Here is a 22,183-nt window from a genome sequence, read left to right as displayed (position 1 = left end):
ACTTCAAACCGGCTTTGAAAGAAACTTGGGATTTTATCGCCGATAACGTCCGCGCAGCTGGTGTAATTTCGGGGGCGATTTTCGTGGAGAAAGCGGTGGAGATTTCGCTTTGGTTTTCCGCGAGACGTCAGGTGGGCACCGGGCCCGTCGGAGAAGGTGGAGTTGCGAGACTTCAACCTGACCGAAAGGAAGACCCGATGACCGACGACAGATTACCTCTTGCCGAGCTTGCCGCGAAGAGCGGCGATCCGGATTTTCTTCGATTGATTGCCGAAAGCGTGCTGCAAATGATCATGGAGGCCGATGTGGACGGCCTGATCGGAGCCGGACGCTACGAGCGTGGCGAAAGCCGCCAGACCTGGCGCAACGGCTATCGCGACCGGACGCTCGACACGCGGCTCGGCACCTTGAACCTGAAGATCCCGAAGATGCGCTCCGGCAGCTATTTTCCCGGCTTTCTGGAGCCGAGGAAGACGGTGGAGAAGGCGCTGGTGGCCGTCATTCAAGAAGCCTGGATCAATGGTGTATCGACCCGCAAGGTCGATGAGCTGGTGCAGGCCATGGGGATGACCGGTATCTCCAAATCCTCCGTTTCCAAGCTGTGCAAGGATATCGATGAGCGTGTGAACGCCTTCCTCAGACGCCCACTTTCCGGCGCCTGGCCGTATCTCTGGCTAGATGCGACCTATCTGAAGATGCGCGAAGGCGGACGCATCGTCTCTGTCGCGGCAATAATCGCGGTGGCTGTCGACACGGACGGCAAGCGGGAAATCGTCGGCCTGCATATCGGCCCTTCCGAAGCCGAACCGTTCTGGACGAGCTTCCTGCGTGATCTGGTGCGCCGAGGGCTGACGGGCGTCAAGCTCGTCATCTCCGATGCTCATGAGGGATTGAAGGCCGCCATCACCCGTGTGCTCGGCGCGACGTGGCAGAGATGCCGGGTTCACGCCATGCGCAATGCACTCGCCTATGTGCCCAAGGGACAGCACACCATGGTGGCCGCCGCGATCCGCCAAGCCTTCATCCAGCCTGACCATGACGGAGCCGTTCAGACCTGGCGGCATGTCGCTGACCAGCTCCGCGCCAGATGGCCGAAGCTCGGAGCCTTCATGGACGATGCAGAGACTGACGTACTTGCCTACATGGCGTTCCCGTCCCAGCATCGCACCAAGCTCCACAGCACGAACCCTCTGGAGCGCTTGAACAAGGAAGTGAAGCGCCGCGCTGATGTCGTCGGCATCTTTCCCAACGAGGACAGCATTGTCCGGCTCATCGGAGCCGTGCTCCTCGAAGCCAACGACGAATGGCAGCTTCAGCACCGCTACATGCAGATCGAGGGCATGGCAGAGCTCAACACACCAAGAATTGAGGAGGAAAAGCCCCTTCAGATGACACCAAAAGCCGCCTGATCATGACGGCCCGGTCCAGCGCCCGAATTTACACCAGATTGACGGACGCTATCTTATCGCCGGCCGCTGAAATATTTTTTCAACTCACGTGCATCGGTTTGAAAGTAACCTGAAATGGGAGGAAAGGGAGACAGAAAACAGGAAATTGCCTATCGCCGATCGGTCCTCCTGCCGCCGCTGTCGCTCAACTGCCACCTGCGCCATCCCGGCCACTTGTCCTTCGCAGGACTGTTAGCCCCGCTTGTCCTTCGCGGCAGGGATGCTCGGTCGCAGTTGCGTCAGTCCGGCTGATCGGCGGTCCGGGAGGTGTCTTCGAGAAAAAATGAAGACAGGAAGGACTGGCAAGGCGCCGGTCCGGAACTCTCCTGAAAGGAACCGTCCCATGCAGATCATGAAGGTTGACCCGCGCGCTCTGAAGGAAAACCCCGACCGGATGCGCCAGTCGAAGTCGTCGCCGCAGGCAGACGCGTTGATGCTGGCAACGATCAAGGCCGTCGGCATCGTCCAGCCGCCGGTGGTTGCACCCGAAACGGATGGGGGCAACGGCTATATCATCGACGCCGGCCATCGTCGCGTCCGCCTTGCAATCGCAGCCGGTCTCGAAGAGATCGAGATCCTGGTCGTGGATGCGGCCAACGATAACGGCGCGATGCGCTCGATGGTCGAGAACAGTGTTCGCGAAGCCCTCAATCCCGTCGACCAATGGCGCGGTATCGAACGGCTCGTTGCTCTCGGCTGGACCGAGGAAGCAATTGCCGTTGCTCTTGCCCTTCCCGTCCGCCAGATCCGCAAGCTCCGGCTCCTTGCCAATGTCCTGCCGGCCATGCTCGAACAGATGGCGCTGGGCGATATGCCGAACGAGCAACAGCTGCGTGTGATTGCGGCTGCCGGCCAGGTCGACCAGAAGGAGGTCTGGAAAGCTCACAAGCCGAAGAAGGGGGACACGGCGCCTTGGTGGCAGATCGCCAACGCCCTGACCAAGAAGCGCATGTATGCCAAAGATGCGAGCTTTGGAGATGATCTCGCTCAGGCCTATGGTATTGAATGGGTCGAGGATCTATTCGCGCCAGCCGACCAGGATGGTCGCTATACCACGAACGTCGAAGGGTTCCTCGGTGCCCAGCATGAATGGATGACGAACAATCTGCCGAAGAAGGGTGCGATCGTCGAGGTCAACAGCTGGGGCCAGCCGGAAATTCCGAAGAAGGCGTCCCAAGTCTACGGCAAGCCGTCCAAGTTCGACCACGCTGCGATGTACCTCGATCGCGATGGCAAAGTGCAGACTATCCATTATCGCATGCCCGAGGTGGCGAAGCCAATGAGCAGTGCTGGTGACGGCTCTGTCGGTGGTGGTGATGACGCCAACGTCACACCGAAGGTCCGGCCCGATGTGACCCAGAAGGGCCACGACATGATCGGCGATTTCCGCACGGATGCGCTCCACGATGCGCTCGGTCGCGCGCCGATCGAGGACGACATGCTGATGGCGCTGATGGTGCTGGCCTTCGCGGGACAGAACGTCCGCGTCGACTCCGGTGCGGGTGGCACCTTCTATGGCGGCAAGCGTTTCTCGCGACATGCGGTCGGCTTGTTCGATGAGCATGGCAAGCTCGCCTTCGATCAGGACAGGCTACGCGTTGCCGTTCGCTCGGTCCTCATCGATGTTCTGTCGTGCCGTCAGGGCATGTCGAACAGCGGCATGGTCGCGCGCATCGCAGGCGATGCGATCGGCGCCGACGAGTTCCTTCCCAACATGGGTTCGGAGGACTTCCTGTTGTGCCTGTCGCGTCAGGCGCTGGAAGCGTCTTGCGCCGAGGCATCGATTCAGCCACGGCAAAAGGTCCGGGAAACCCGCGCAGCGCTCGTCGAGCATTTCGCGACCGAGCACTACCTCCATCCGGCCGGTCGCTTCGCGCCGACGGCGGACGAATTGCTCGACTGGATTCGCGCAGGTGCTACCGCTGACGTCATCGGCACGGGCTCTCGGGATGACGACGACGGTGGTGCCAGCGACCCAATTGAAGAGCATGGGCGGCAAGCTGAAGAGGAGGCGGATCAGGTTGATCCGCAAGACACCGACGCCGAGGCCGACGATGGCCACGACCAGGATTTCGATCAGAGGGCGGCCGCATGACCGCCGCCCTTCAGATGAACTTGCAAGAACCCAACCCCGATCCTTCGGGGGTGGAGTTTGCCACAAGCGCGGACGGCATGCCTGTCGCCCGCATCAGTGACCTTGTCCTTGCTATGGTCACGTCGCCCAACGGCTTCGCATTCCTCGCGAGCGCCGTCTCCGCTCACCGGCCGCTGGCAGAACTCACGCGCGCCGATTTCATCGGACACGACGGGCGGGTGGCCGACGAGGATGAGTTTCGAGCGCGCGTTGCCGAGACGGCCGGTCACAAGCGCGATCTGGCGGAACTGAACCGCGTGCGGACGCGCATGTCTACGAGCACGCCCTGAGGTGGCTCGCAGATGGCGGTCATCTATGCCGAGGGCGTTGTCGCCCATAGCACGGCCGGCCACGGCGGCTTTCACCTCTCTGCCGACCGCAACGCCAAAGTCCACCGGCTGCTGCGGAAGGACACGCCATGGTACGAGGAAGATTGCGAATGGGCGATCGTGGCAATCAGCTTTCCGGACCTGTTCACTGGATATGAGCGAGCCGCGGCCGATAAGACCATCCGCAATACCTGGCCGGATGCCTGGGAGGCGATCCACGGCGCCAAGCTGGCCGAGGGAGAAAGCTGGGCCAGGGATCGACGGGCGTTCGATCAGCGTCATGCGGCAGACTATATCGTCACTTCGGCAATCCTCTCCGTTCAACACCCCGGCATGACCGAGGCCGTGGCTGTCGTCGGTGGTGACCGGAGATCTGACGACGATGAGCGTCGCTTCCTGGTGCCGAGCGACGAGTATGCTGGGCGCGGCCGGTTTGGCTTTGTCATCGATCCCGACCGTCACGCCGAATATCATGGGCCGTCCTCCTTCATCGGCTGGCGAGGCCGGGGGGATGGCTCATGATCGACATCCGCCTCTTGAGGCCGCTGGCGAAAGCAATCGGCGCCCGGCGTGAGACCCAGCGGCATCTCGATTGTCTGAACCGGCAGATTGCAGCCCGCGCCGGCCGGCAAGCGATCACCGTGAAAGTCCGGAGCCGGGCGCGACACCGATCAGGGTTCCCGCTCTATCGTGATGACCTGGCTGATCGCCTGGCCTTCGAACGTTGGGCCGAACTCGACACGCTTGCACATCGGTTGGCGTTTCAGGAGCAGATCATCAACGCGCTCGAGCATTGCGGTGATGCGCCTGTTTCGTCGGTGGCGGGATAGGTGGACATCTAACGGGACAGTGCACTGGGCGGCATCTGGTCATCTTGCGGCCACGACATCTCCCAGGGTGGCAGGCTTGGCCATATTGTCCCTCGTCGGCGTGCATCTGAAAACTGACCCGTGCCGGACTGCCCTTCTTTTCGCTGCGGTCTGAACCGGCGGCCGGTCGTTTCAAGGCCGCTGGCGCGCCGCGGAGCGGCCGATCCGTCTTCTCTGCGCGAGGGCAGGCCCGCGGTCTGCTCAGGTCAAGACCTGCTGGCCCGCAAACCGGCCCTGCTGGTTCAGTCGGACCGGACCTGTGAAGCCGCCCTTCCTTTGCCGGTCTTGGTCGTCCGCATCGAAGGGCAGACCGGCACGGGCCGGGACCACTTCGGCAGCCACGGAAGGAACAGACATGGCCAAGCCCGCCACCCCCAATCGCTCCACCGCCCGATCGGCACAATCCCGCCGAGGCACCACTCTCGAAATGGTCCGCCTCTCCTGCCCCGACGCCATCCAGGCGCATAAGATCGCCGAAAGCTTCGGCACGGCTATCATCGACAGCGATGGCATCCGCAGCCTGCATGAGCGGCTGATCGTCGAGACCGCCGAAAGTCTCTCCGAAGGCCTGGGCGAAAAGGCCATGCAGATCCATCTGCAACGGATCGTCGGAGCCTTCGTCGGATCGGCGCATGGCGCCGGACAGTTCTACAGCAGGGCCGTCACCGAGGCGCGCGACGCAACGGCAAAGGCATCGAACGATGCGCGCGACGAGGATCTCGATGGTCCGGTCGGCTATGACAGCGGCGCCCAGCGCAAGCGGGAATTTGCAGCCGACATGGGCGTCCAGTCCCACGCGCTGCGCATGGCAGCCGAGGGCGCGGTGGCGGCCTACGAACAGGTCGTCGGCGAAACCTGGAAGCCCTTCGACCGGCCGGTCGAGAACCCCGGCGCGTCGCTCGACCGCAAGGCGGCCGAGGCTCAAATGGCCGCCTTCGGATAGCACGATCGGCGGGGGCGACCCCGCCATCTCCTCTGCTCTCAGGCTGGCGCCTACACGCGCCGGCCTTTTGTCATGTCGAAATCAAGGGGTGGAGAAGCGCCTGTCGCGGCCCGTCCCGGTCGGCGGTCCTGCAGGAGCCGGGCGCCCATGCAACGGCTTTGCCGTCCTCCACGCTGTTGCGGCCGTTCCGGTGCATGGGCGCACCATCGGCTCCTGGCTTCGGACCTCCGTGACGGACCGCGACAGGCGCGGTTTGAAAAAAGGAGAAAGAAGTTATGGTCAAGAAAACAGATAGCGATCGCATCGACATCTACACGCGGATCACCGACCGGATCGTTGAAGATCTCGAACAGGGTGTCCGCCCCTGGATCAAACCATGGAGCGCCGCCAATACCAGTGGTCGTATCAGCAGGCCGGTGCGCCACAACGGCCTGCCCTACTCGGGGATGAACGTGCTCCTGCTGTGGTCGGAGCAGCTGTCGCGCGGGTTCTCCTCCTCGATGTGGATGACATTCAAACAAGCTCTCGAACTGGGCGGAGCCGTCCGGAAGGGCGAAACGGGCTCAACGGTGGTCTTCGCCAGTCGCTTCACCAAATCGGTGGCCGACGGGAGCGGTAACGATGTGGATCGGGAAATCCCGTTCCTAAAGGCGTATTCAGTGTTCAATATCGAGCAGATCGATTGTTTGCCTGACACCTATTATGCCCCGCCGGCCAAGGTGCGGGATCCCGTAGAGCGCATCGAGAGCGCCGATCGCTTCTTCAAAGCGACGGGCGCAGTCATCCGACACGGTGGCACTCAGGCCTACTACTCGCCGGTCATGGACCATATCCAGATGCCGCCCTTCGAGGCGTTTCGCGATGCGGCTGGGTACGCGGCCGTCCTCAGCCATGAGGCGACGCATAATGCCGATATCCAGATTATGCCGACAACTCTCCGGAAGAGCCGGAAGTCGTGGCCTCCGGCTCAATGGTTCCGGCATAATCAGAGGGATTCAAGGAAGGCGAGCAACTTGTCGTCCGGCCGATATCTTCCCGGATTTTCAGCTGGAGCCGTTAATCGGGACAGGGCCTTTTCCTTGAGCCGCAGATCCGCATGAACGTAGACCTGCGTGGTCTCGACATTTTCATGCCCAAGCCAGAGCGCGATAACCGTCTGGTCGATCCCGTGGTGCAAAAGCTCCATCGCGGTGCTGTGACGCAGGACGTGCGGACTGACCCGTTTACCAACGAGCGACGGGCACGATTTCGATGCGGTGAGCACGTGCCGATGGACGATGTCTTCCAGCGCGTCCCGACTCAGCCGTGTCCCACGATTGCTTGGGAAGAGCGGATCATCTTGACCGCCCCTCCGCTCCTTCAGCCAGGATTCCAAAACCTTGGCTGTTTCCCGCCGCAGCGGTGTTGTCCGTTGCTTGCGACCTTTGCCCTCGCACCGAATGTGAGCCCCTGTGCCGATCACGACATCGCAGCACCGAAGGCCGGTGATCTCCGAGACTCGCAAGCCTCCCTGCAACGCGATCAGTAGGATTGCATGGTCACGGCGGCCAATCCCGGTCAACCGATCGGGCGCTGCCAGCAGTGCATCGATTTCTTCACGATCGAGGAATTCGACAGTTCGCCGGATATGACGTTTGCTCGGCATGGCCAGTATTTTCTGGCATTGCAGCATGTACTGCGGTTCGCTCATCGCCACGAAGCGGAAGAATGAGCGGATGCCGGCAAGTCTGGTATTTCGGCTGCGAGCGCTATTGCGGCGCCGGGTCTCAATGTCGCAAAGGAAGTCGGCAACCAGTTCGACGCCGAGATCGTCTATCGACAACTTTGTTGGTGGTTTGCCGATCTTCTCGCTCGCATAGCGCAGCAATAAGCGGAAGGTGTCGTGATAGCCGGCGATCGTGTTCGGGCTGGCGTTCATCTGGGTGCACAGCCGGTCGGTAAAGAACTGCTGTACGAGCGAGGGAAGCAATGATCGGCTCATAAGCTTCCCTCCAGCGCCAGAGCGCGCTCAGCGCGGGCGGAGGCGAGCGCCAAAAGTTCCGGCACAGCCTCGATATACCAGTAGGTATGCTCGGGGCTGACATACCCGAGATATGTCGTCAGCTTGATCATTTCGCGAGTGACGTCCATGCCGGATCGATACCAGTTCAGCATGGTGCGGACGGCAAAGGTGTGGCGCAGATCATGGATTCGTGGGCCACGTCCGTGCTTATGGAATCTCTGCCTTTCCCGCAGACCAAGAGTTTGGCAGACGAGGGCGAAGTTGTATCGAACACCGCAGTCGCCGACCCGTTCACCGTGGTCCGCGACGAAGAATGGCCGGGAGCGACGTTCAAGCAGCCGATCCCGCTCCTTCGCGTAAACCGCAAGCTGAAGTGCGGTACACCTCGACACCGGGATGAGCCTTGCCTTGCCGAGCTTACCCTTCCGCAGCGTGAGAACGCCATTCTCAAGATCGACATCGCCGCTGTCGAGCGAGATCGCTTCGCTGATCCTGAGCCCGGTGACCGCGATCAGGCCGAACAAGACCGCATATGTCAGCGGACGGATTCCGTTAGTCGATGGCAATGCTGCTGCCGCTTCCACGATGGCGCGGATTTCTTCCGGCTTGTAGATGTAGGGCCTGCTTCGCCGATGACGGCTAGGGATGAGGTCAATTGAAGGGACCTGGTGCTGAGGATCGATGCCGTGGAGCCACTGCGCAAATATCCGGACGATACCGAGCCGTCGTGACCACGTCTGCTGGCTGGCAACACCGAAAGACTCACGCCATCCGATAAAGACCTCGGCGCTCACATATTCCGTGCCCATCTTCTCAGCATGTTCGATGAAGCGCCTCAATATCCGCTCATCCGTGCGAAGCTCGAACCCGAGGCCACGGCGGACGGCTAGATAGCGATCCAGCTCTTGAGACAGCTTGCTCATGCTGCACCTCCTGTGGTCGGCCACGGCTGAGCAATGGTGCGCAGACCCTCGACATCAAGCCTTGCGTAAATCATCGTGGTCGCACGGGAGCGATGGCGCAGCGTGTCGCTGATTTCCTCCAGAGAAGCGCCATTCTGAACCAGATTGGTCGCCAGACTGTGGCGCAGGATCTGGGCCCCGACATAGGGTGCTGGTGGCTTTAACCCCGTGTGTTCGTACGCCTTGCGCAGGATCTGATTTAGAACCTGCGCATCTTTGAACGGGCGGTGCGGCGCTCGGTCGATGACAAACAGAGATCGAGACGTCGCCACGCGCTCGAGCTTGATGTAGTCCGCAAGCGCCTTTCCGACGTCGGGCAATAGCGGCAACCTGTCGTGTCTGTCGCCCTTTCCACGAATGAGGATTTCACCTGAGCGCCAGTCGATGTCATCGATCTGTATGGCGACGACCTCTTGAGGACGCAGAGCAAGGCGCGCCATCAACAGAACCATCGCGTAGTTGCGTAAGGTGGATGGTGCCGTGTCGCGCACCGCAGCCAGGATCATCTCAACCTGGTTGAGCGAGAGATGACGTGGAAGCCGAGTTCCGAACCGCTGCGCCACACGCGGCACGGCATTCGCCAGGTTTGTGGCCGTCTTCCCAGTCTTGAACAAATAGCGGAAGAAGTTTCGCAGGTGTGACGGCACGGTTTTGTCTCGCGGTGCCCTTTGGACTACGCGCATATGCAGGAACCGGGCGATGTCGGAGGCGGATATACTCCCAAGATCATCGGTCTCTTCAGGGAAGCGGAAGTCAAGGAACTGCCCCGCAAACCGCCAGCTATCGGTGATTGTGCGCTCGCTCAATCCCCGCTGACGGCGCAAATAGTCTTCATAGGCTACCCGTAATTCCATCCGCGCGGCCTCTTTTGGCGATAGCGCCGGACGCTCTCTCGTCACGCCACGCTCGCCAAGAAAGCGCACAAACCGCTTCATCATGAACTTCGCGTAGGACTCTCGGGATTCTATCCACCCCATGGCTGCGATGAGTTCGGCGGCTCGCCTTTGATCGAGGTCAGATGCAGCCATCCCGGCCTCGTGCATTGCTTTCGCAACATCGTTGATGCAGCTCAGGTACAGGGTGATCGTGCTTTCTGCATGATCGAGCTCGACCATCTCATCGACAAAGGCCACGAGATGGTCCTCGAACAGCGAGAAGGCACAGGCGTAGAAGTAGCGGTAGCGACTGATCGTCATGGTGTTCTCCTTGTTTCGAACAAGGAAAGACGGCGGCCAATTCGAATGCCGTGCAAGGTGTATGTCAGTCTACGATGGATGAATCGTCGTCCGTTTCGCGTTAACCGCAAACGGGCATCATCGATCGTTCAATTCCTGTTGCATTCTTGTTCGCTGTCGTCCGTTCGCATGACAGGCCGAGTTGGCTCTCCATGCCAAACTGCTGGGATGAAAGCGCGAGGACAGGAGGGAAGTCGTGGACATCTACAGCCTTGCTATCACCCACATTCACGCCCCGGTGCCAACGGTGCGGATGAGCGCGTGGGCGGAGGACCGCTACTACTCGGACCACAAGGGCGTGCCACGCTTCAGACCGGGGCTGTTTGGATCGGTTGCGATGGCCGCCGGCATGATCATAATACTTGGCATGACCTTGATCTGAAGCAGTTTCGTGCACACGATTCCCGCCGTGCTATGCAACGGTCTGGCGTTATCGGGGGACATGAGATGGACGGAAGTGAGGCTGACAAAGTTGCGATCCTAACTGTGCTCCGCAGCGAGACGGAGGCATGGCTGCAGCGGGACTTCGACGCGTTGGCGAACCACTGGGTACAGTCGCCGCAGACCCGGCGAATGGAATATTACGCGTCGCTTGGCGTTCGGGTTGATGAAGGCTGGGACGTGATTGCCGCACGACTTAAGACTATCGTGGAGCGCTTCCCGCAGAAGCGGGCTTTTTCGGAACACGTTCGGTGGGACAAGATTAACGTCACCGTTGCTGAGAACATGGCCTGGGTCACTTATGACCAGATCGGGATTGATGGCGGCGATGATCTTAAACGCGAGCTTAAAATTCTTCACCGGGTCGATGGCGTCTGGAAGATCAGCTGCATGGTGATGATGGAAAGTACCGTAGAGCAGGCGCATTTCCCGCTAATCGAGGTCGATGCGGATATGCGCATTCTGTGGAAGAACCGACTCGCGCAGGAGCGAATACGGGGCCACAAGGGCCTTGCTGTCACTACCGGTCGACTCCGTGCGCGGCGGCGCGAACATGACTCGACCCTCCGTGAAGCCGTCCGCCTGGCTTTTCGCGAATTGCAGGGCCAGACACGGCTAACGTTGTCGCCAAAACAGGCCTGGGCCGTCACACTCGGCCAGGATGCGACAGGGGTGCCGATGCACTGCTGGGTCCATCTCGAAGATGGCAAGGCGCTAGTTTCGTTCGACGATGCGGAGACAGTTGCGCGTCGAATCGATCGGGAGCGGGAGGTTTATGGCTTGTCACCGGCACAAATCCAGCTCGCCCGCCTCATTGTTGATGGACATGACCTGGCAGGCGCCGCTGACCTCTTGGCAGTTAGCGTTAATACGCTACGCACGCAGTTGCAGCGCATTTTCGACAAGACGGGCGTTCGTAGTCAGGCTGCATTGGTTCGCTCGCTGCTCAGCGTCGAGGCACCAAACAAACTGAACACTTCGAATCTATAGAACAATCCTTACCGCAAAAGTCGGCACTTTTAGATAAATTCATATCGCCTTCAGGTCCATAACGGGCTGTCGGATATATCATATCGGGCTGGCTTCTTGGCGAAGGCGGCTTTCCCAAATTCTTGCACCCCTCTGATTATGCCGGAACCAGTGAGCCGGAGGCCACGGCATTCGGCTCAACCGGACAGTTGTCGGCATAATCTAGATGTCGGCATTATGAGAAGTTTCGTGGGCTCTCGTGGCGACGAAGGACGCCATGTCCCGGAACTGCTCCGGCTGGGGCAGCTGAATATGATCGGATGCCGGGGAATAATAGGCCCTATCTCCGCCATAACGGACCTCAGCACCCGTGTTGTCGAAGAAGCGGTCGGCATGCTCGATACGCTCCAGCGGCTTTGGTGCCGGTTTAGGGTGGCGATAGTAGTGATCGGGGAGTCCATCGATTTGGTCGCAATTGAACACGGTGTACGCTTTCAGGAACGGGATATCCCGCTCGACTTCGCCGCCGCCCGCATCCTTCTCCGTCTTCGTGAAGCGGCTGGCATAGACCACAGTTGCGCCTGTCTCACCCTTTCGCACATGCGCGCCAAGCTCGTTTGCCTGGCGCAGCGTCATCCACGTTGCCGTCATGAAGCCGCTGGCGACACTCTCAGACCAGAGAAGCAGCACATTGAGCCCCGAATACGGCTGGCCGTTATGGCGGAGCGGCCGGCTGACCCGGCCGGACATGTTGCGGGCGCTCCACGGCTGGACCCACGGGCGCACGCCCTTTTCCAGATCGGCAACGATCCTGTCCGTGATGCGCGCGTAAATGTCCGTGCGCGTGTTCTCTGATTTCCTGCTCATATTCCAGACCTCCGTTTTTTGAGGAGGCCGCGCCCATCGCGGCCCCGTCGTGGAGGGCCGAGGGCAGGAGCGATCGGTGGCAGGCGCACCGGAAGGCCGGAACGAAGAGAAGGACGGCGCAGCCGTTGCGCCTGTTGCCGGCTCCTGCAGGACCGACAGGAGGGACGGGACGCGATGGGTGGGGAATAACCTCCCGATACCGTTGTCGTCGCGTTTTAGAAGGACCAATCGAAGGGGAGCTGGCGCCGCACGTCGGTTGAGTTCAGGCTGGGATGTCAGCAGAGCTGGGCGCCATAGACGACAGCGATTGACTAGCTGAAAATGAAAAAAGCCCGCCAGTGGCGAGCTCTTTCCATTTATCGTGTGACGATGAGGGTGGTGTTACCCCGCGACCTCACGCGCCTTTCGATTTCTAATTAGTCAGAATCACGTGTATTTGTCAATGACAAGCTGACCTCTGCTGTCTGCGACGGGACCGAACAATTGCCATTCACACACGACGAAATCCATAATCTCCCAACCGTTTTATCAGCTCCGCGTTTCGCAACTTATCTGGCTGAAAGGGCCGGTGACAAAGAAGCGGCGCTGGAACTCTACCAGTGGAATCTTGAACTCTCATCGGCATTCTTCGTTCCCCTTCAGATATGCGAAGTCAGCGTTCGCAATTCAATCGTCTCGGCAATAGAATCGACCTATGGGCCGAATTGGCCTTGGGAACGAGGGTTCGAAATCAGCTTGCGAAATCCCCCGACGGGATACAGTCCGCGTCGAAACCTTATGGGACTTCGTTCTCTGCCGACATCAGGGAAGATCGTTGCCGAACTGAACTTTGTCTTCTGGGAGAAGATGCTGACGCATGGGCATGACGGTGCGATCTGGAACACGCATTTTCGGACAGTGTTTCCCAACACAGATAACAGCAGAACCGTTCAAGCCTTACGCGGCGAAGGAAACGATACCCTTTTCAAGATACGTGATCTGCGAAACCGCATCGCACACCATGAGCCGATTTTCCGGCGCAACATTCAGGAGGAGTATGAGCGGATTCGCAAGATCATCTCCTGGAGCAATGTGACCGCTGCGGCCTGGCTCGACAAAATCGAAAGCGTCACCAGCATGATCGCGAGAAAGCCGTGAATGAGGGCTTGTGCGCCAGCGATACCGGGCTGACAGGTCGCGCACACCATGAAAATGGCGGAGCCGAAGCTCCGCCAGCTCGGCCTCAATCGAAGGCCGACATCTGCGCGGCGGCCGCCTTGCGGTCGAGGGACTGGCCCGGATGTTCGACTGGGCGATCGAAGGGCTTCCATACCTCGCCGACGATCTGCTCGTAGGCGGAAACGGCGCCTTCGGCAGCCAGACGGAGCGCGTGAGCATGGACGCCCATGTCGGCGGCGAACTCGCGCTTGCGCTGGGCGGCGCTGTCATAGCCGACAGGGCCATCGAGGTCCTCGTCGCGGGCGTCAGCAGATCCTTTGGCCGTAGCGTCGCGCGCGTCGGTGACGGCTTTGCTGTAGAATTGGCCGGCGCCATGAGCGGAACCGACATAGGCGCCGACGATGCGCTGGAGATGGATCTGCATCGCGCGTTCGCCAAGACCGTCGGAAAGAGCGGTTGCGGTCTCGACAATCAGGCGCTCATGCAGGTCGCGGATGCCTTCGCTGTCCAGGATGGCGGTGCCAAAGCTTTCGGCGATCTTCAGCGCCTGGGCTTCATCGGGGCATGTGAGGCGGACCATTTCGATGGTGGCACCCTTGCGCAGTTGCACAACACGGCCAGAGGGGCGGGAAGCAGGGTGAGCGGTTTGACGGGACTGGGTTGCGGGCTTTGCCATGATGGTTTCCTTTTCCAGTTGCCGAAGGGGCTCCTCCGAGCCCGAACGGACAAGGAAACCGGGCAAAGCTCGCACCTGACCTCCACCCAACCGCCCGCCCCGTGACCTCGGCCAGCGCAACAATCAGGGTCTCGGATCCTCTCCGCCTGCGTGGCCGCCCTGTCGAGCAGAGCTGGACGGTGAACTCATGGCACGCAATGACGCGATTGCCGCTTCCTGTCTTGCCAGCTTGCGCGAGAGCGCCTCGATCTCCGGTTGGCGCTCAGTGGTGATCGCCGCAAGATGGGAGCGGTAGCGGCAGAGGAAGGCTTCCGGATTAGGCGGCCTGCCGCAACGATACCCTGATCGGCGCTGCGAAAGCGACGGGATCAATGCCGTCATTTTGCGGATGATCTGACGATCGATCATGTCGAGCTGATGCCGTGTCTGGCGGCAGGTCTCCTCCATGCGCCGCAATTCGGTCTGGCGGTCTCCTGAGGTCATCATGCCGCACCCCTCCCCGTCCACGACACGAAGCTCGACGGGCCGTCATAAGCAACATGGCAAGCCTCATCGATGACGAAGCCAAATCGGCCGACCTCGTATTCCGAAGATGGCACCAGAAAGCGTCGCTCCTCAATGTGAAAATCCCGCCTGCCGCCGCGCGTGGCGATGACCTCCGTCATGCCGGAATGATGATCCGACCGGATGGCTGATATGACGACCCAGTCACCGGCATGCTTTGCCTCGAAGGCGCGACGGTCCTTCAAATGGGATTCTCCGGCGCCCAGGATCGTGCCAAAAATCTTCTCCCAGGCATCGGGCCACCAGTCCTTGATGGCACGCTCCGCGCACTGCCGCTCAAATGCGGTGAACAGATGGGGAAAGGTGATCGCCACGATCGCCAAGGCACAGTCTTCTTCATAGAAACCATCTTCCGACCGCAGCAGCGAGTGAACGTCGCGATTGCGTGTCGCCGAAAGCTTGAAGCCGCCGTGACCTGATGTCGTGTGGAACGCGATACCCTCTGCGTAGACGGTCGTTCGCTGTGACACTCGCCACTGTGTATGGACGCGGGTGATGATTTCGCGACGGCCGAGTGCCTGTCGTTCTCCCTGGTGTTCAGTATTCTCGATCATACAAATTCTCCCTAAGTCTTGAGAGGCCTTGAAACGAAATCGCCGCCGATGGAGAGCACCGGCGGCGGAACATCATTCGGAAGGGAAAAGGGAGTGCGGCTATTCCGCCGCGATGCCGTAGGCGTCCTGCTCCTCGTCAGGCTCGGCTGCGTCTGGAGCATCCTCGATGGTCTCGGGCAGATCGGAAGCGCCGCCTTCATCGACCGTGCTCTCCCCAACCGGATTGCCTTCGCCTGTGTCTGGCTCCGTCTCCGCGTTAGCAGCGGCGCCTTCAATACGCTCGACCTCGGGGCCATCCTCAGCGACTTCGGCCGGGGATGCCTCGTCATCGAGAGTGTCGGCATGCCTGATCAGATCGGCGACGTCGTTCGGATCGGGCGCGAAGAGTGCCGACGCATGCACGAAATGACTTTCCTTGAAGTGGTCGACCATAGAGCGTTTCCGTACTTTTCGGAATCGGCCGGGCTTCTGCAATGAGGTTTGTTATGATTCATTGATGCTGGCTGGGCGGAGGCCAGCGTCTCATGACCGCACCGTTATCAAATGATCTGCGTGAGCGTGTTGTTGCAGCCGTTTTAGCTGGCGAGAGTAGTCGTGCAGTGGCTGGACGTTTCGGCGTCGCTGTCTCTTCGGTGGTGAAGTGGTCGCAGCGATACAGGGCGACAGGATCGGTTCGTCCGGCCAAGATGGGTGGCTATCGCAAACGGATTCTGGAGCCGGATCGCAGCTTCATTACTGAACTGCTCGAACAGAACTCCCACCTGACGCTGCATGGTCTGAAGGCGGAACTGGCATCACGAGGCATTGCCGTCTCCCACAATACGATCTGGGAGTTCATCCGCAGCGAGGGGCTGCGCTTCAAAAAAAACGCTGTTCGCCGCTGAGCAGGCCCGTGCCGATATCGCCCGCAGGCACGAGCGATGGAAGAACTTGCAACATCATCTGGATCCCGAGCGACTGGTCTTCATTGATGAGAGTGTGCTGCAGAGCAGCGGAAGGAGTTCAATATGAACTAAGACCGTAGCGAAAAGCTGCGTAAATGATGGGGGACGGCCCCCCGAGATCGGCTTTCAGGAGCGGGTCTCAAACCAGTCCGAGTTGCTGCGGTAAAGAGCCGTGGTGGTGAGCGTCGGATGAAAAGTTCGGACGAGATCCGAGCAGGTGAGTGTTCGAAAGACGAACGAAAGTGAACCCTCCGAAGACGCGCCGTTATGAATAAAGCGTCGTCGAAACCAGGATTGTTTCGTCATCCTGGGACAAGTCCGCCGGGTGCCTGATGACTGGGCGGGCGGCGACCGGCGTAGAGGGGGCGTGAGTCGAATACAGGCTTTTACGCGGAACTGCAGGAACCAGGCTCCTGATGCCAAGGGAGAAGCCCAAGCGGAGAAACCGCAAGGCGAGAGTACCGATGCAGGAGACTGGGGCGGACCGATCCGTATGAGCGTTGAAGCTTCGTGCGCTCGCCGCCGATCACGGCATAGTCTTCACTCCAATCGAACTGGAATGCTTCGCCTGCACGGAAAGATAGGGGAACGAATATGCCGCGGCCCGATGTCTGCTGCTCAACCCGCCACTCACGGGCGAACGCGGCGACCCGACCATAGGAGCCGGTAAAGCCGAGAGCCACCAGATCGGCATGAAGCTGCTTCAGCGTTCGGCGCTGCTTGCGTGATCTTCCGGCCTCGGTCTTCAGCCAGGCCGCCAGTTTGTCAGCGAATGGATCAAGCTTGCTCGGTCGTTCCGGTACCGTGAACGTCGGCTCGATCGTGCCCGCGCTCAAATACTTCGCGATCGTGTTGCGCGACAGCCCCGTACGCCGACTGATCTCGCGCACTGACAGCTTCTCGCGCAGCGCCATCCGGCGGATGATGTTTAAAAGTCCCATGTGGATCACTCCGTTGCCCCCGTCGCTCTCCGCGTTGGGGGGAAGGTTCACATGGCTCAATTCTCAATGGAAATTATGCGCCTAACCGGCTCAGTTCCGCGCGGAAACCAACACTCGGCATTGCAGCGCTGGAAGAAAAAGTCGTGCAGATGGCCGTTACCACGGTCCTGAACGCGATCTATGAGCAGGACTTCCTGGGCTTCTCATATGGGTTCCGACAAGGAAGGGGACAGCATGACGCGCTGGACGCCTTGTGGGTTGGGATCGACAAACGGAAGATCAACTGGATATTGGACGCGGATATTCGCTCGTTTTACGATGAAATCGATCACGAGTGGATGCTCCGTTTCCTGTCGCATCGAGTTGGTGACCGCCGGCTGATACGTCTGATCTACAAATGGTTGAAAGCGGGCACGATTGAGGATGGCCGCCGCGTGGCATCGACGCGAGGAACTCCCCAAGGATCTGTAATTAGCCCCGTGCTATCGAATATCTATCTGCATTACGCATTGGATTTATGGGTCCAGCAATGGCGTACTCGACATGCCAAAGGCGACGTGATCATTGTCCGTTATGCCGACGACAGCGTGACACGGGTTCCAGTACGAAGGAGAGGCGCAGCGCTTTCTGCAAGCATTGCGGGAGCGGCTCGCTCAGTTCGGCTTGCAACTACACCCGGAGAAGACGCGGCTGATTCGCTTCGGGCGGTATGCCGCGCGACAATGCCGGGAACGTGGTATCCGCAAGCCAGAGACCTTCGACTTTCTGGGATTCACGCACTGCTGCGGCAGGCGGCGCAATGATGGAGGCTTCAAGATTGTCCGTCTGACAATCAAGAAGCGAATGCGCACGACGCTGACGGCCATTCGGGAAACGCTAATGCGACGGCGCCATGAACCAGTGGCAATAGTAGGTCGGTGGCTAAGGCAAGTGTTGCAGGGGTATTTGAACTACCATGCGGTGCCCGACAATCTGAGAAGATTGGGAGGGCTCCGCTGGGAAGTTGGTCGCGCCTGGCGACACGCTTTGATGCGTCGAAGCCAGAGACACCGGCTGCCTTGGGATCGATTCCAAAGGCTGCTTCGCAAATACCTGCCGCCATGTCGTCTGTTGCACCCGCATCCAGATGCTCGGTTCACCGTCACAACATCCGATAGGAGCCGTATGCGGTAGTGCCGCACGTACGGATCTGGCCGGGGGGCGATGGGCAACCATCGTCCCTACCGGGACCGTTAAATCGTCACTACGGCCTAGATGCGGGCGCCCCAAATCCTGTCGATTGCGGCCAGGTGCTGGCTGGTTGAGATGCGCTCCCGAGACCCAGCAGGAGGCGCCGCGAAACGGCGTGGATGGGTCTCCTTTGTCTGCTGCGGCAACCCTCCGCTTCACGTCCTTCCATTGCGACTGCCGGCTTTGTTGCGGAAGCATGGACGCTCGTTGGCCGTAAAGCGACTTTTTTCCCACACCTATCGAACCTACGCCCGCCGGTGACCCTGACTAATCGCGGCGAAGCTTGCGCGAAGCATGTCAGGTTGGTTTGTAAGCCTTCCTCAAGCAGTAAATCGACGCCTCTTTCGGTATGCTGGCCTTCTGTTTGATATCGATTCACGATATCGTGAGTCGTTCGCCTTTTTTGCGTGGCGCGAACATGCTCCCCCCAACAAAAAAAGCAGGTACGCTCCTCAAGGGAGAGAACGATGACCAGTATTTCATCCATAAACAACGCGCGTTATGATCTCAAGTTGTACTCGGGCCTTCAGTCCGGCGTCCAAAGCGGAATGAACACCACCGAAAGCTCTGGCCCGCAGGGCAGTGGCTTACTCTCCGGTGGCTCGGAGAGTGTAGACGGCAACAGTGCGCTCAGTCAGTTGCTGTCTGCACTGATATCCATGTCGCTTAACATGGCTCAATCATCCGGTAGCAGCGAAACCTCTGCGGAAAACGGGGACGAAGCGCGGCAGGATCGTCTGTCCGAACTGGATGCGGACGCTGACGGCGTCTTGTCCAAGACGGAGTTCCTGGCCGGCAAGCCGGATGATGTGACCGACGACATGGCGACGAACTTGTTCAACCATCTGGATGCCGACGGTGATGGTTCTATCAGTGCCGAAGAGTATGACAGCGGTGACCCAGCGGCCAACCGCGCCGTTGGTCCGCCACCGCCAACGGACATGGTATCCGATCAGACGGATGAGGGCTCGACGGACGCGCTGGATGCTCTCGATACCAACGGCGATGGTGAAATCTCCGAGGCGGAGTTCCTTGCCGGAAGACCTGAAGACGTAAGCGATGAAATGGCGGTCAACCTGTTTGCCAATTTCGATTCTGATGGGGATGGTGTCATCAGCGTCGATGAATTGGCAGTCATGAAGGAACGGTGGCCGACCGAACCGATCTCCGCCGGCCAATGGGACGATTCGGACCAGACCATAATCGATCTATCCGATGTGAATTTGAAGCTCGAAGAAGTCCTGAAGGCTTATGCGTTGCTGAACGGTGACGAACTGACCGAAACCACAGCCTCAGAGTCTGACTCGAAAAGCCTTCAATGATATCGGTACCTTGCAAGCCTGCGGGTGATCAGGCGGATGTGGGCGATCATGATCCACGCTTCGGCTGATGCGATGGAGCGTTCGACATCTTTGGCCAATCTTCGGCACCTGCCGAGCCACGCGAAGGTCCGCTCAACGACCCAGCGCCGTGGCAGAACCTCGAAGCCTTTGGCCTTATCCGAGCGCTTGATGATCTCAATCGTCCAGCGCCCGATCTTCTTCAGCCGCCGCTTCAGCTTGTCGCCTGCATAGCCACCATCGGCGAAGACATGCAACAACCATGGCCACCGGTGTCGGATGGATTTCAGGAGATCGGGAGCACCGTCGCGATCCTGGATGTCGGCGGTGTGCACCACCAGACCGACCATCAGACCGAGTGTATCAACGATGATGTGGCGCTTACGGCCTTTGATCTTCTTGCCCGCATCATAGCCTCGTATGCCGCCGCTTTTCGTGGTTTTCACGCTTTGGCTATCGATCACACCGGCCGTCGGACTTGCCTCTCTTGCCTCCAGCTCGCGGGCTTCCATCACCAGATGATGGTTGATGCGCGCCCAAAGTCCCAGCGTCCGCCATTCATAGAAATAACGCTGCACGGTTGAACAGGGTGGGAAATCCTTCGGCAGCATTCGCCACTGGCAACCGGTCATGGCGATGTAAAGCAGAGCGTTGACGACCTCGCGCAAATCCGTGGTGCGGGGACGGCCCAGGCAGCGCGGCATCGGCAGGAAAGGCTCAACCAACACCCATTCCCGATCCGTCATGTCACTTGCGTAGCGTGCCGTTCGCCGGGCATATTGCCGACGGGTGATTTCAGTCCAGGCCATCGTGAACTCCATCGATTCTTCGCAAATCCGAAGGAATCATAACCTCTTGAAATCACCCACCTCTTTTTGAGGCAGCCTCTCAGCGATGTAGTGTGATAAAACACACAGGGCCGCACCGAATCTGAACCAATGGTCGCCAATCACCCCGGTTGGCGACCATGCCATTCTTAGGCGACCTGCGCGTGGGGCTGAATGAACACGCCGCGGAGGCTGGAAGTGATGTGCTCCCTGAAGCGGCTCGTTGTTGGCATATCAGGAGGCAGCTTTTGTTTGCTCAAGGCTATCTTATTCGTGTCGGCCCTGTTTCGACAGGTTACTGCTGTCTGTAATCCAACAAGTAGAGCGACAACGACTGAGCTGATGGTCGTCCGCACAGCCATTGGTGACTTCCAATCCATTATAAGGACATTGGCAGAAATCATGCGAACTCACTCGGCTCTTGCGATGACCAGCGGAAGGGTTTCCCGGAGATCCACATAGCGTGAAGGATCCTGCGGCGAACTTTCGGGCGATAGCCCCCTTGGCTTTTCGATACGACTATCAGCCGTGCCCAATTCCGGTCCTCTGAAATGCTTGGACGTCGTGTCGCATAACCGCTTACTCTTTATCGCCAGGCGCAAATCTACAAGCGTCAGGGCATCGACCTCGACCGTTCGACGCTCGCCGACTGGGTCGGTCGTGCCGCCTGGCATCTTCGCCCCGTTCATCAGCGGCTGCTTGATCATTTGAAGTCGTCGTCCAAGCTCTTTGCCGACGAGACGACGGCCCCGGTGCTCGATCCGGGACGCGGCAAGACCAAGACCGGCCAGCTCTGGGCTTATGCACGAGATGACCGGCCGTGGCAGGGAAATGATCCACCCGGCGTCGCCTATGTCTATGCGCCGGATCGCAAAGGCGAACGGCCGATGGCCCATCTCGACGGCTTCGTCGGCATCCTGCAGGTCGACGGTTACAGCGGATATCGTCCGCTCGCGGCAAAGAACACCGTGTTGCTGGCCTTCTGCTGGTCTCACGTTCGACGCCGCTTTTATGAGCTGGCCGCCGCTGGCCCGGCACCCATTGCCAGCGAGGCGCTCAAACGCATCGGCGAACTCTACAGGATCGAAGACGAGATACGTGGCCTCACAAACGAGGAGCGTAGCGCCACGCGCCAACAAAAGAGCCGCCCGATCATCGATAGCCTCGCTCCCTGGCTGCGTGAACAACTCGGCTACATCAGCCAAAAGACAAAGCTCGCCGAAGCTATCCGCTATGCCTTGTCACGCTGGGAGGGCTTGATCCGCTTCATCGACGACGGCCGGATCGAAATCGACTCCAACACCGTCGAGCGATCCATCAGGCCAATTGCCCTCAATCGCAAAAACGCGCTATTTGCCGGTTCCGACGCCGGGGCCGAACACTGGGCGACCATCGCCTCGCTCATCGAGACTGCCAAGCTCAACCATGTCGAGCCACTGGCCTATCTCTCAGATGTCCTCACCAGGATCGTCAACGGCCATTCAAACAGCCAGATCGACGACCTGTTGCCGTGGGCCTATACCGCAAACCGCAAACTCAAAGCCGTGGCCTGAGCACATCGCTTACCGATCAACGACATCATCGAGATCAGGAATGAGTGCGCCAAGTACCCGGTAACGCCATGGCTCACAATTTTCAAAGGTGGGGTTCTTCACGCGGCGCATCAGCAAAAGTTGTGCAATCCTAGCCGGTGATACCCAGGTTCGAGCTTTTCGTGAGGCCTCATCGTGGAGCAGCCGTTGCGATGGCT

At 59.6% G+C, this 22,183-nt stretch carries 18 protein-coding genes and 6 pseudogenes; 13 read left to right on the top strand and 11 right to left on the bottom strand.

Translation table 11 applies throughout. The features are described from left to right. Positions 1-197 precede the first annotated feature (197 nt). From OU993_RS20180 to OU993_RS20165, 4 genes and pseudogenes are all read left to right on the top strand, one after another. Positions 198-1,409 carry an IS256 family transposase gene (locus OU993_RS20180; RefSeq protein WP_268159800.1) on the top strand — a complete coding sequence of 404 codons (1,212 nt, stop codon included), beginning with the start codon at positions 198-200 and terminating at the stop codon, positions 1,407-1,409. Between the two features lie 382 nt (positions 1,410-1,791). Continuing rightward, on the top strand, positions 1,792-3,543 hold the full coding sequence (locus OU993_RS20175) for a ParB N-terminal domain-containing protein (RefSeq protein ID WP_268160489.1): 1,752 nt from the start codon (positions 1,792-1,794) through the stop codon (positions 3,541-3,543). Then, positions 3,540-4,433, top strand: a pseudogene (locus OU993_RS20170) (DUF7007 domain-containing protein). Before OU993_RS20175 ends, OU993_RS20170 begins: the two are co-directional and overlap by 4 nt. Continuing rightward, entirely contained in the window at positions 4,430-4,741 is a 312-nt protein-coding gene (locus OU993_RS20165) for a hypothetical protein (RefSeq protein ID WP_268160487.1), read from the top strand. Before OU993_RS20170 ends, OU993_RS20165 begins: the two are co-directional and overlap by 4 nt. A gap of 240 nt (positions 4,742-4,981) precedes the next feature. On the opposite strand, the gene OU993_RS20160 is transcribed toward OU993_RS20165, so the two are convergent. Beyond that, positions 4,982-5,137, bottom strand: coding sequence for a hypothetical protein (locus tag OU993_RS20160; protein WP_268160485.1), 156 nt, complete (start codon positions 5,135-5,137; stop codon positions 4,982-4,984). Here OU993_RS20160 and OU993_RS20155 point away from each other — a divergent pair. Next, positions 5,136-5,723: a hypothetical protein gene (locus OU993_RS20155; RefSeq protein WP_268160484.1), complete on the top strand. Its 588-nt coding sequence runs from the start codon at positions 5,136-5,138 to the stop codon at positions 5,721-5,723. The genes OU993_RS20160 and OU993_RS20155 overlap by 2 nt on opposite strands. A 275-nt stretch (positions 5,724-5,998) precedes the next feature. After that, complete coding sequence (locus OU993_RS20150) at positions 5,999-6,823, top strand: ArdC family protein (protein ID WP_268160482.1); 825 nt, start codon at positions 5,999-6,001, stop codon at positions 6,821-6,823. Here OU993_RS20150 and OU993_RS20145 read toward each other — a convergent pair. From OU993_RS20145 to OU993_RS20135, 3 genes are read right to left on the bottom strand one after another with little or no spacing between them, the layout of a single operon-like run. Then, on the bottom strand, positions 6,709-7,704 hold the full coding sequence (locus OU993_RS20145; RefSeq protein WP_268160480.1) for a tyrosine-type recombinase/integrase: 996 nt from the start codon (positions 7,702-7,704) through the stop codon (positions 6,709-6,711). The two genes, OU993_RS20150 and OU993_RS20145, sit on opposite strands and share 115 nt — an antisense overlap. After that, a complete protein-coding gene (locus tag OU993_RS20140; protein ID WP_268160478.1) occupies positions 7,701-8,648 on the bottom strand; it encodes a tyrosine-type recombinase/integrase in 948 nt (315 codons plus the stop codon). Before OU993_RS20140 ends, OU993_RS20145 begins: the two co-directional genes overlap by 4 nt. Next, positions 8,645-9,883, bottom strand: coding sequence for a tyrosine-type recombinase/integrase (locus OU993_RS20135; RefSeq protein ID WP_268160476.1), 1,239 nt, complete (start codon positions 9,881-9,883; stop codon positions 8,645-8,647). The genes OU993_RS20140 and OU993_RS20135 overlap by 4 nt, the downstream gene beginning before the upstream one ends. A gap of 235 nt (positions 9,884-10,118) precedes the next feature. Between OU993_RS20135 and OU993_RS20130 the strand changes: the two genes are divergently transcribed. Both OU993_RS20130 and OU993_RS20125 read left to right on the top strand, forming a co-directional pair. Then, positions 10,119-10,304: a hypothetical protein gene (locus tag OU993_RS20130; protein WP_268160474.1), complete on the top strand. Its 186-nt coding sequence runs from the start codon at positions 10,119-10,121 to the stop codon at positions 10,302-10,304. Positions 10,305-10,369: 65 nt separating this feature from the next. Next, positions 10,370-11,353 (top strand): helix-turn-helix domain-containing protein, encoded by a 984-nt coding sequence (locus tag OU993_RS20125; RefSeq protein WP_268160472.1) that lies wholly within the window; start codon positions 10,370-10,372, stop codon positions 11,351-11,353. 216 nt (positions 11,354-11,569) lie between these two features. On the opposite strand, the pseudogene OU993_RS20120 reads toward OU993_RS20125, so the two are convergent. Beyond that, positions 11,570-12,199 (bottom strand): annotated as a pseudogene (locus tag OU993_RS20120) (ArdC family protein); the annotation flags it as partial. A gap of 483 nt (positions 12,200-12,682) precedes the next feature. Here OU993_RS20120 and OU993_RS20115 point away from each other — a divergent pair. Continuing rightward, positions 12,683-13,336 carry a hypothetical protein gene (locus OU993_RS20115; RefSeq protein WP_268160470.1) on the top strand — a complete coding sequence of 218 codons (654 nt, stop codon included), beginning with the start codon at positions 12,683-12,685 and terminating at the stop codon, positions 13,334-13,336. Between the two features lie 85 nt (positions 13,337-13,421). On the opposite strand, the gene OU993_RS20110 is transcribed toward OU993_RS20115, so the two are convergent. The 4 genes and pseudogenes from OU993_RS20110 to OU993_RS20095 form a co-directional block, all read right to left on the bottom strand. Beyond that, entirely contained in the window at positions 13,422-14,033 is a 612-nt protein-coding gene (locus OU993_RS20110; RefSeq protein WP_268160468.1) for a hypothetical protein, read from the bottom strand. Positions 14,034-14,156: 123 nt separating this feature from the next. Then, positions 14,157-14,519 (bottom strand): hypothetical protein, encoded by a 363-nt coding sequence (locus OU993_RS20105; protein WP_268160466.1) that lies wholly within the window; start codon positions 14,517-14,519, stop codon positions 14,157-14,159. After that, positions 14,516-15,160: pseudogene (locus tag OU993_RS20100) on the bottom strand (DUF7007 domain-containing protein); the annotation flags it as partial. The gene OU993_RS20105 and the pseudogene OU993_RS20100, both read right to left, overlap by 4 nt. A gap of 90 nt (positions 15,161-15,250) precedes the next feature. Further along, positions 15,251-15,583: a hypothetical protein gene (locus OU993_RS20095; RefSeq protein ID WP_268160464.1), complete on the bottom strand. Its 333-nt coding sequence runs from the start codon at positions 15,581-15,583 to the stop codon at positions 15,251-15,253. A 92-nt stretch (positions 15,584-15,675) separates the two neighbouring features. Here OU993_RS20095 and OU993_RS20090 point away from each other — a divergent pair. Next, a pseudogene (locus tag OU993_RS20090) lies at positions 15,676-16,144 on the top strand (IS630 family transposase); the annotation flags it as partial. Between the two features lie 451 nt (positions 16,145-16,595). On the opposite strand, the pseudogene OU993_RS20085 reads toward OU993_RS20090, so the two are convergent. Further along, positions 16,596-17,036, bottom strand: a pseudogene (locus OU993_RS20085) (IS21 family transposase); the annotation flags it as partial. A gap of 149 nt (positions 17,037-17,185) precedes the next feature. Here OU993_RS20085 and OU993_RS20080 point away from each other — a divergent pair. Continuing rightward, positions 17,186-17,839, top strand: a complete 654-nt coding sequence (locus OU993_RS20080) for a reverse transcriptase domain-containing protein (RefSeq protein ID WP_268160462.1) — start codon at positions 17,186-17,188, stop codon at positions 17,837-17,839. 894 nt (positions 17,840-18,733) lie between these two features. Next, positions 18,734-19,588 carry an EF-hand domain-containing protein gene (locus OU993_RS20075; protein ID WP_268160460.1) on the top strand — a complete coding sequence of 285 codons (855 nt, stop codon included), beginning with the start codon at positions 18,734-18,736 and terminating at the stop codon, positions 19,586-19,588. Here OU993_RS20075 and OU993_RS20070 read toward each other — a convergent pair. Then, positions 19,582-20,415, bottom strand: coding sequence for an IS5 family transposase (locus OU993_RS20070; protein WP_268160458.1), 834 nt, complete (start codon positions 20,413-20,415; stop codon positions 19,582-19,584). The genes OU993_RS20075 and OU993_RS20070 overlap by 7 nt on opposite strands. Before the next feature lie 596 nt (positions 20,416-21,011). Between OU993_RS20070 and tnpC the strand changes: the two are divergent. Beyond that, positions 21,012-21,986 (top strand): annotated as a pseudogene (gene tnpC / locus OU993_RS20065) (IS66 family transposase); the annotation flags it as partial. Positions 21,987-22,183: the final 197 nt, after the last annotated feature.

Origin of the sequence: Rhizobium sp. SL86 (assembly GCF_026672545.1) — a bacterium.
Lineage (GTDB): Bacteria > Pseudomonadota > Alphaproteobacteria > Rhizobiales > Rhizobiaceae > Neorhizobium.
Note: the sequence above shows the minus strand (reverse complement) of the source record. Positions and strands in the feature narration are given on the sequence as shown.

Coding starts and splice junctions, on each gene's coding strand:
- OU993_RS20180 (WP_268159800.1), top strand. CDS start 198: ATGACCGACGACAGATTACCTCTTGCCGAGCTTGCCGCGAAGAGCGGC.
- OU993_RS20175 (WP_268160489.1), top strand. CDS start 1,792: ATGCAGATCATGAAGGTTGACCCGCGCGCTCTGAAGGAAAACCCCGAC.
- OU993_RS20165 (WP_268160487.1), top strand. CDS start 4,430: ATGATCGACATCCGCCTCTTGAGGCCGCTGGCGAAAGCAATCGGCGCC.
- OU993_RS20155 (WP_268160484.1), top strand. CDS start 5,136: ATGGCCAAGCCCGCCACCCCCAATCGCTCCACCGCCCGATCGGCACAA.
- OU993_RS20160 (WP_268160485.1), bottom strand. CDS start 5,137: ATGTCTGTTCCTTCCGTGGCTGCCGAAGTGGTCCCGGCCCGTGCCGGT.
- OU993_RS20150 (WP_268160482.1), top strand. CDS start 5,999: ATGGTCAAGAAAACAGATAGCGATCGCATCGACATCTACACGCGGATC.
- OU993_RS20145 (WP_268160480.1), bottom strand. CDS start 7,704: ATGAGCCGATCATTGCTTCCCTCGCTCGTACAGCAGTTCTTTACCGAC.
- OU993_RS20140 (WP_268160478.1), bottom strand. CDS start 8,648: ATGAGCAAGCTGTCTCAAGAGCTGGATCGCTATCTAGCCGTCCGCCGT.
- OU993_RS20135 (WP_268160476.1), bottom strand. CDS start 9,883: ATGACGATCAGTCGCTACCGCTACTTCTACGCCTGTGCCTTCTCGCTG.
- OU993_RS20125 (WP_268160472.1), top strand. CDS start 10,370: ATGGACGGAAGTGAGGCTGACAAAGTTGCGATCCTAACTGTGCTCCGC.
- OU993_RS20110 (WP_268160468.1), bottom strand. CDS start 14,033: ATGGCAAAGCCCGCAACCCAGTCCCGTCAAACCGCTCACCCTGCTTCC.
- OU993_RS20105 (WP_268160466.1), bottom strand. CDS start 14,519: ATGATGACCTCAGGAGACCGCCAGACCGAATTGCGGCGCATGGAGGAG.
- OU993_RS20095 (WP_268160464.1), bottom strand. CDS start 15,583: ATGGTCGACCACTTCAAGGAAAGTCATTTCGTGCATGCGTCGGCACTC.
- OU993_RS20080 (WP_268160462.1), top strand. CDS start 17,186: ATGGCCGTTACCACGGTCCTGAACGCGATCTATGAGCAGGACTTCCTG.
- OU993_RS20075 (WP_268160460.1), top strand. CDS start 18,734: ATGACCAGTATTTCATCCATAAACAACGCGCGTTATGATCTCAAGTTG.
- OU993_RS20070 (WP_268160458.1), bottom strand. CDS start 20,415: ATGGCCTGGACTGAAATCACCCGTCGGCAATATGCCCGGCGAACGGCA.